The 300-nt window shown below is 35.3% G+C and carries 1 protein-coding gene; it reads left to right on the top strand.

The genetic code is table 11. The annotated features are described in order from the left end of the window. Window positions 1-186: 186 nt before the first annotated feature. On the top strand, window positions 187-300 hold a 114-nt coding region (locus tag Q1X33_RS16385), incomplete at its 3' end, for a DnaJ domain-containing protein (protein WP_301996811.1).

The raw sequence follows: 300 nt of genomic DNA on the forward strand, positions 1-300 counted from the left end.
TCTCGTCACAGCAAACGACACGAACACACTGGCGAAAATGAACCACCTAAACGAAAAAAGAAAGGAACAAGATATGTAGAACATTCACAGCTTTTACCATTCGAGGAAAACAGCTTCACTTCCTCAAACGCCTAACAAAAATGGTTGTCAAAAAGCCAAAAATCAAAAAGAAAAGGAATGATAAAAATGAAATACATTAAAAACGTTGAAACATTGGAAGAATTGAAAAAAGCCTACAAAAAGTTAGCTTTGAAGTTACACCCCGATTGTGGAGGGAATGAAGAAGAAATGAAAACTTTG

Source organism: Enterococcus sp. B2E4 (assembly GCF_030499455.1).
Lineage (GTDB): Bacteria > Bacillota > Bacilli > Lactobacillales > Enterococcaceae > Enterococcus_D > Enterococcus_D casseliflavus.